General features: G+C 37.7%; 6 protein-coding genes. 2 read left to right on the forward strand and 4 right to left on the reverse strand.

Annotated features, from left to right (window positions below; all coding sequences use genetic code 11):
• The first annotated feature begins 69 nt into the window (after positions 1 to 69).
• Positions 70 to 2,619, forward strand: coding sequence for a bifunctional aconitate hydratase 2/2-methylisocitrate dehydratase (gene acnB / locus K2N75_RS05090; RefSeq protein ID WP_297681523.1), 2,550 nt, complete (start codon positions 70 to 72; stop codon positions 2,617 to 2,619).
• Between the two features lie 213 nt (positions 2,620 to 2,832).
• Positions 2,833 to 3,864 carry a cytochrome-c peroxidase gene (locus K2N75_RS05095; protein WP_297681525.1) on the forward strand — a complete coding sequence of 344 codons (1,032 nt, stop codon included), beginning with the start codon at positions 2,833 to 2,835 and terminating at the stop codon, positions 3,862 to 3,864.
• Between the two features lie 74 nt (positions 3,865 to 3,938).
• Here K2N75_RS05095 and truA read toward each other — a convergent pair whose 3' ends face one another.
• The 4 genes from truA to gdhA all read right to left on the reverse strand — a co-directional run bounded on the left by truA (position 3,939) and on the right by gdhA (position 8,125).
• Entirely contained in the window at positions 3,939 to 4,733 is a 795-nt protein-coding gene (truA, locus tag K2N75_RS05100) for a tRNA pseudouridine(38-40) synthase TruA (protein ID WP_297681527.1), read from the reverse strand.
• A gap of 20 nt (positions 4,734 to 4,753) precedes the next feature.
• Positions 4,754 to 5,797, reverse strand: a complete 1,044-nt coding sequence (locus K2N75_RS05105) for an LptF/LptG family permease (RefSeq protein ID WP_297681529.1) — start codon at positions 5,795 to 5,797, stop codon at positions 4,754 to 4,756.
• A gap of 110 nt (positions 5,798 to 5,907) precedes the next feature.
• Complete coding sequence (locus tag K2N75_RS05110) at positions 5,908 to 6,744, reverse strand: DNA ligase (protein ID WP_297681531.1); 837 nt, start codon at positions 6,742 to 6,744, stop codon at positions 5,908 to 5,910.
• Positions 6,745 to 6,772: 28 nt separating this feature from the next.
• Positions 6,773 to 8,125, reverse strand: coding sequence for an NADP-specific glutamate dehydrogenase (gene gdhA / locus K2N75_RS05115; RefSeq protein ID WP_297681533.1), 1,353 nt, complete (start codon positions 8,123 to 8,125; stop codon positions 6,773 to 6,775).
• Positions 8,126 to 8,195 lie beyond the last annotated feature (70 nt).

Here is an 8,195-nt window from a genome sequence, read left to right on the forward strand (position 1 = left end):
ATCTAAATGTGCATAATTGAATGGAAAATTTTGTATTATTAGATTTGACATTACTAACAAGGGGAACAAATGAGTTTTTTTGAAGAATATGATAAATTAGTCAATGAGCGTGCGAAACAAAATATTCCACCACTTCCTTTGAGCAAAGAACAAACTTTAGAAATTATTGAATTGCTCAAAAAAGGTGAGCGCACAAAAGAATTAATAGAGCTACTCTCTCATCGCGTCAGTCCCGGAGTAGATGAAGCAGCAAAAGTCAAAGCAGAATTTTTGGATTCTATCGTAGAGGGTAAAATCAATGTAGAGGGAATCTCTAAAACATTCGCGATTCAACTACTTGGCACAATGCTTGGAGGATACAATATCCAACCGCTTATCAAAGCCTTAAAATCCAGCGATAAAGATTCTGCAAAAGCAGCAACAGAGGCACTTAAGCATACTTTACTTGTGTATGACGCTTTTAATGAAATCGTAGAAGTTTCAAAAAGTAACGCTTTTGCAAAGGAGGTTTTACAATCTTGGGCTAATGCAGAATGGTTTTTGAACAAACCTGCATTAGAAGAAAAAATCACTGCAACGGTTTTTAAAATAGATGGTGAAACAAATACGGACGATTTAAGCCCAGCAGGAGATGCCTTTACGCGTAGCGATATTCCATTGCACGCGCAAGCAATGTTAAAAAGTCGCACACAAAATGCTTTTGGTAGAATCGCAGAACTCAAGAAAAAAGGACACCCGCTTGTCTATGTTGGAGATGTTGTCGGCACAGGTAGCTCAAGAAAATCTGCTTGCAATTCACTTGTATGGCATATGGGACGCGAGATTCCATATATCCCAAACAAAAAAGCAGGTGGGCTTGTCATTGGTGGCGTGATTGCTCCAATTTTCTTTAACACCTGTGAAGATAGCGGTTGTCTGCCAATCATCGCACCTGTAACAGAACTCAACGAGGGAGATGTCATTGAAATCTACCCTTTTAAAGGTGAAATTCACAAAAATGGTGCCGTTGTGTCTAAGTTTGACTTCAAACCTACTACTTTAGCTGATGAGATTCGTGCGGGTGGTAGAATCAATCTCATTATTGGACGAGGACTTACCGCAAAAGCAAGAGAGGCATTAGGAATGCCAAAAGAGGACATTTTTGCCAAACCACAAACTCCAAAGTCTAACGCAAAAGGCTTTACATTGGCACAAAAAATGGTAGGACGCGCTTGCGGTGTAGAGGGAATCTTGCCCGGAACTTATTGCGAACCGCTTGTTACAACCGTGGGTAGTCAAGACACCACAGGAGCAATGACAAGAGACGAAGTAAAAGAACTTGCTTCGTTGGGATTTAGTGCAGATTTTGTATTGCAAAGTTTCTGTCATACCGCCGCCTATCCAAAGCCTGCTGATGTCAAGCTTCACGCGAGCTTGCCACAATTTATGAGTAGTCGCGGAGGTGTTGCATTGCGTCCCGGAGATGGCGTAATCCACTCGTGGTTGAATCGTATGGTGCTGCCAGACACCGTTGGAACGGGAGGAGATTCTCACACGAGATTCCCTATTGGCATTAGTTTCCCAGCAGGAAGTGGATTAGTCGCATTTGCGGCTGTTACAGGCTCTATGCCATTAGATATGCCCGAATCCGTCCTTGTGCGCTTTAGCGGCAAACTTCAACCTGGCATTACTTTGCGTGATTTAGTCAATGCGATTCCTTATTATGCAATCAAAAAAGGCTTGCTCACGGTGGAGAAAAAAGGCAAAAAGAATATCTTTAGCGGAAAAATCCTAGAAATTGAGGGCTTGCCAGATTTAAAAGTAGAACAAGCTTTTGAATTAAGCGATGCAAGTGCAGAAAGAAGTGCAGCAGCTTGCACCGTCGCCCTTAACAAAGAGCCTATTATTGAATATCTAAAATCCAACATCACTCTTATTAACGCAATGATTCAAGCAGGCTATCAAGACGCAAAAACACTAGAACGTAGAGCAAAAAGAATGCAAGATTGGATTGACAATCCAACTCTTCTCAAAGCAGATTCCAATGCCGAATACGCCGCTGTGATTGAGATTAACCTAAACGAAATCACCGAACCCATCTTGGCTTGCCCCAATGACCCCGATGATGTTGCTACACTAAGCGAAATTCTAGCGGATTCCAAACGACCACACAAAATTGATGAAGTTTTCGTAGGAAGCTGTATGACAAATATTGGACATTATCGCGCACTAGGGGAAGTATTGAAAGACGAAGGTATGGTTCCTACAACTCTTTGGGTAACACCGCCTACCAAAATGGACGCAAAACAATTGGTAGATGAGGGTTATTATTCGCTCTTTGGTGCAGCAGGAGCAAGGATTGAGATTCCGGGTTGTAGTCTATGTATGGGAAATCAAGCACGCGTCCGAGATGAAGCGGTAGTTTTCTCAACTTCTACTAGAAACTTTGATAATCGTATGGGCAAAGGCGCGCAAGTCTATCTTGGAAGTGCGGAATTGGCAGCTATTTGTGCATTATTAGGCAAGATTCCAACTAAACAGGAATACCTAGATTTAATCCCTAAAAAAATAGAAGGAAAAGAATCCAGAATCTATCGCTATTTAAATTTCAACCTCATTGAAGATTACACTTTAGCTTAACTCTATTTGGAATTTAGGAGTTTTCCTAGATTCCAAATTTCTTATTTTTAAAGCCAACTTTCTAAATCTACGAATCTCATTTCGTTTTCTTATCCTAAATCTATAAATCACAAAAGAAAATTTTTATTCTTTAATTAATATTTTTAAAAGTCTGTATAAGATAAAATTTTTTTGATTGTCTTAGCAATCAAAACTTTCACGAAAGGGGTTTAAATGAAACGTTTTATCGTCTCATTGTCATCAATCTTAGTTGCTTCCACTCTTACGCTTAGTGCAGCAGACCTTCTTAGTCAAGCAAAAGATAGTGGATTAGTGCCACTACCAAAAGACCAAGCAGGTATAGAGGCTATGCTCAAAGAGTTTGGAGTAAAGTTTAGTGCATTCTCTCAAGAAAAAGCGGAATTGGGTAAAAAACTTTATTTTGAACCTCGTCTCTCCAAAAGCGGTTTGATTTCTTGTAATACCTGTCATAACTTGGGCTTGGGTGGCACAGATGGAATCTCTGCAGCAGTTGGACACAAATGGGTAGCTAACCCACACCATCTCAACTCACCCACAGTTTATAACTCCGTATTAAACTCTGCACAATTTTGGGACGGACGCGCAGGAGACTTAGCTGACCAAGCCAAAGGACCTATTGAAGCAGAACCAGAAATGGCAACACCTGCGAAACTCGCTGTTCAAAAAATCTCTTCTCTACCAGAATATCAATCAGAATTTAAAAAAATCTATGGCAGAAGTGGAGTAACTTTCAACAATATCGCAGATGCAATTGCCACTTTTGAACGCACACTCATTACACCTTCTCGTTATGACGCGTTCTTGAATGGTGATGACAAAGCACTTAGTAAAGCAGAAAAAGAAGGTTTGCAAGTCTTCTTAGATAAAGGCTGTGCTGCGTGTCATACAGGTGTAAATCTTGGTGGCAGTATGCAATCTTTTGAAGTCGCAGGAAAATATAAATTTGCAAATTTAGGAGATTTCAAAGGAGATGCAAATGGTATGGTAAAAACACCTACTTTAAGAAATATTGCTGAAACCGCACCTTATTTCCACAATGGAGCAATTTGGGATTTAAATGAAGCAATTAAAGAAATGGGAAGTGTTCAACTTGGAATTAATATTACAAATGCTGAAGCTAAGAAAATTGCAACTTTCTTAAAAGCTTTAAGTGGTGAAAAACCGCAAGTTGTTTATCCACAGCTACCTATTGCTACAGATAAAACACCTAAACCTGAATTGTAATTCACGATTTTTGCTTTCTCAAGCCAAAGCCACTTTGGCTTGAGGCTTTTAAGCTTAAAGTTAATCCCATTAATTTAATAATCTACGCGCGTCAAAAATAATCCATTAGGTGCGACAGGGATTCTATAAATTTCTTTGCCCATTAATTGCGCCTTAAGCTCCTCTAAACCCAAATACCCTTTATCAATTTCTAGCAAAAATCCGACCATTAAACGAATCTGGGAGCGCAAAAATCCATTTCCCCAAAAAGATAAAATCCAAAAATGCCTACTCTCTAGCAATCTTGTTCTATATATTGTGCGCACACTCTGCCCTTTTATTTCTTTACATTTTACTTCGGATTCTTTGCATTGGAGGTTTATATCCTCATCACCGCAACCACCCACTTTCATAAAAGCCCTAAAATCATAAGTGCCTACAAGAATCTTTAAAGCTTGTTTTAACAATGCAACATTTTGAATAGAATAAGGCAAACTAAAAGCGTTTAAAAAAGGAGAATTTTGCTTGCTTAGCACATAACAATATCCTCTTCTTTTGGCAGAGAATCGCGCATTAAAATCCTCCGAAACAATCCAAATTTGCTTGACTTTAATAAAGGGTAAAAGTTTTGCGTTCAAATGCTGCTTCAAAAGTTCCAAATTACACCAATAATATGGAATCTCCAAAGAAATCACTTGCGCACTTGCATGTACTCCCTTATCTGTGCGCCCACTCCCAATAAAATTGCTAAAGATTCCAACACTCCGCAACGCAACTTCTATCGCTCCACTGACACTTAAAACATCTTTTTGACTTTGAAACCCAAAAAACACCCCTCCATTGTAAGCTATCCGCATTGCAACCTTGATGGAATCTCGCGCAAAACTCATTCTTATCTAGCTTAAATAAACTAATAGAATCGTCTAATATAGCGCCAATAGAGCCAATAACCAACCACTATCCAAACAAGCGGCAACAGCACAAGACCAAACAGAGGAATATAACTAGCACAAAGATACATTAAAGCATAAAATAATCCTACAACCGCCATTGCTTGTAAAATTGTATAATTTTTTTGATAGCGAGGATTTTTAATGCCCAAAAATGGATAATAAAACAAACTCATCAAAGGAAAAAGAGAAAGCAAAATGGACATACTAAGATTCCTTTTTGTTTTTTCTTGTCTTTTATTGGGATAAAATGCTTGCTGCCAATATTCTATCAGTCCGAGCTTCGCCCCCTCAAAAGCTTGAATCGCATTTCTTAAAATCAATTGTTCAAATCCAATTCTTTCAAAATATTCATCAAGCTTACGATAAACTTTGCCATTTTCTAAAATAACTTCCATTGTGCCATTTGAATTAACGATTTTCGCCTCTTTTGCAAAGATTAGTCCTTGATTTTCCTTGTTGTTTTCTTTTGCAAGCGATAAAAGCACAATATTTTCATAAACATTTGTGTCTTCCTTGCCTTTTTGCACATAAACAAGCCATTTGTCAAGCTTTTGTCCAAACTCACCTGCTTGCAGATTGATATTAATGCTATTTTTGCGCTCTTCTAAAAACTGCCGATACGCCACATCGCTTAAAGGTGTCAAGACTAATGATAAAATCAAAAGGCTAAAGCTAGCCAATAATGCAATGGGCAAAAAAATCTTAATAATCACTTGTGGATTCATTCCAAGCGCAAATAAAACAGGTAATTCATAATCAAAGCTAAGACGGGACAATCCAAGCACGCAAGCGATAAAAAAACTAAGCGGTATCACAAAAAAAATCATTGTAGGAAGCGTATAAAAATAAAGAGAAAGCAATTCAAGAAAACTGATTTTAACGACAAAAGTAACGCTTGCAACGCGGATAAAAATTACCACCGAAGCAATAAAAAATAATACTAAAAAAATAGGAAAAAAGATTTGTGCAAAGCTTTGAAATAAGAAATTCTTGATTCTCAAAATTAATCCTAAAGATATTTAAAAAAGTGTATTTTACACCATTTCCATTAAATTTTGCAACAAAATTTAAGCATTCTAAAAGATTCATTTGCAAATATCAAAAGGCTTGTTTAGATTCCATCTTCTCTAATTCTTAAAAATACAGGGAATCTAGGAAGTTTATTTTTGGTATAACCTTGATATTTATAAGTAATTATCGTGTCTATTTTGGGAGGATTGAGACGCATTTCAGAGGAAAATCCCGAACCAATTTTAAAATATTTTTTCTCTCCCAAAACCTCGCCCTCACACCAAATTGCACCGATTCCATTAATATTTTTTCCTTTGCCTTGCGTGTAACCCCGCACGATACATTCCGCGTCTGTAAAAGGTTTGAGCTTATAACCAATATCTGGGAAAGAATCCCTACGCAAGATTAAACCCTCCCCACCCTTATTTAAGATTTCTTGATAATAAGATTCTAAATGTTGAGGATTTTTTATGGGGATTTGGGGGATAATTTTAATATAAGGATTCGGGATTTTCTTTAAATAATTCTCCAAATAGTTTAAACGCTCACTTAAAGAGCATTTCTCACAAACCCCGCGCACATCAAAAACTTGATAAGTTATCTCTTGCCATTTAGATTCATCAGGCACAAAATCCCTCACAATGCCTGAAGTCCTCTCAAATTCATTATGAGTCAGCCATAATTCACCATCAAGAATAAAAGGAGGAAAATTTACAAGCCAAAACTTTGGAGCATAAATTAGGCTACCTTTGCGAGTTTTTAAGTTTTTGCCATTCCAAATTCCGCGCACACCATCTAGTTTCTCGCTCATTACAAATTGCGTTAATTCTTCTTTGGAGATTAAGTTCTGTGTATAGGGTTTGAAGTGTGGAATCTCCGCACATAAAGTGAGATTCCAACTAATAAGAATAAAGAAAGAAATTTTTAATAGCTTCAAAACATCATTCTTTGGTTAAGAAAAGCCATTATAAACCTTGCTCAATCATTGCGTTTGCAACTTTTCTGAATCCTGCGATATTTGCTCCAAGCACAAGATTTGTAGGTTCGCCAAACTCTTTTGCAGTTTCGCTTGCATTTGCATAGATATTTTTCATAATATTATGCAATTTTTTATCCACTTCTTCAAAAGTCCAAGCAGTCATTGCCGCATTTTGGCTCATTTCAAGCCCGCTTGTCGCTACACCGCCAGCATTTGCTGCTTTGCCCGGACCATAGCAAATTTTTGCATTCAAGAATTTATGCACTGCTTCAATGGTTGAAGGCATATTTGCACCCTCACTCACGCATTTACAACCATTTTTAAGCAAATTATCCGCATCTTTTGCGTTAATTTCATTCTGTGTTGCACTTGGGAATGCCGCAAATGCTGGAATCGCCCATAATGGATTAGAATCTTTTGGATAATCTTTTACACTTGTCCATTTTGCGCTGCTGCGCTCTTTAGCATAAGATTCCAAGCTTTCGCGTCTTACTTCTTTAATCTCTTTTAATAATGCTAAATCAATGCCTTTTTCATCATAAATCATACCCTTAGAATCGCTGATTGTTACAGGTTTTGCTCCAAGTTGTTGGAGTTTTTCCACTGTATAAATTGCAACATTTCCACTTCCTGAAACTAAGCAAGTTTTGCCCTCTAACTCTCCAAAATTGCTATTTTTTAACATTTCTTGTGCAAAATACACACTTCCATAACCTGTTGCTTCTGTGCGCACCAAACTTCCGCCCCAAAGCAGAGATTTACCCGTCAAAACACCCTCGTAGCGATTCGTTAGTTTTTTGTATTGTCCAAACAAATAACCAATCTCTCGTCCGCCTACTCCAATGTCTCCTGCTGGCACATCTGTATGCGCTCCAATATGACGATACAATTCATTCATAAACGCTTGACAGAATCGCATTACTTCTCTATCGCTTTTACCTTTAGGGTCAAAGTCGCTTCCACCTTTGCCGCCACCCATTGCAAGCCCTGTCAAAGAATTTTTAAAAATTTGCTCAAATCCCAAGAATTTAATAATGCCTTCTGTTACACTAGGATGGAATCTCAAGCCTCCCTTATAAGGTCCAAGCAAGGAGCTAAACTCAATACGATAACCACGATTGACTTGAATCTCACCTTTATCATCTTCCCAAGTTACGCGAAAGTTAATTTGACGCTCTGGAATTACAATACGGTCTAAAACTTTATAGGTTTCATATCTTTTATCTTTTTTTAGTGCGGGCTCAATAGATTCTAATACCTCTTTAACTGCTTGATGAAACTCTACTTGGTCGGGATAAAGTCTTTGGACTTTTTCAATAACATCTTGTGTATAAGACATTTGATTCTCCTTTTGTGAAATTTAACATTGGCATTGTATTAAAACTTTAATTAATATAATCTTATATAAT

This window comes from Helicobacter sp., from assembly GCF_029067145.1.
Lineage (GTDB): Bacteria > Campylobacterota > Campylobacteria > Campylobacterales > Helicobacteraceae > Helicobacter_D.

Excerpts from the sequence above, each read along its gene's own strand:
- truA (WP_297681527.1), bottom strand. The coding sequence starts at position 4,733 with ATGAGTTTTGCGCGAGATTCCATCAAGGTTGCAATGCGGATAGCTTAC.
- K2N75_RS05095 (WP_297681525.1), top strand. The coding sequence starts at position 2,833 with ATGAAACGTTTTATCGTCTCATTGTCATCAATCTTAGTTGCTTCCACT.
- gdhA (WP_297681533.1), bottom strand. The coding sequence starts at position 8,125 with ATGTCTTATACACAAGATGTTATTGAAAAAGTCCAAAGACTTTATCCC.
- acnB (WP_297681523.1), top strand. The coding sequence starts at position 70 with ATGAGTTTTTTTGAAGAATATGATAAATTAGTCAATGAGCGTGCGAAA.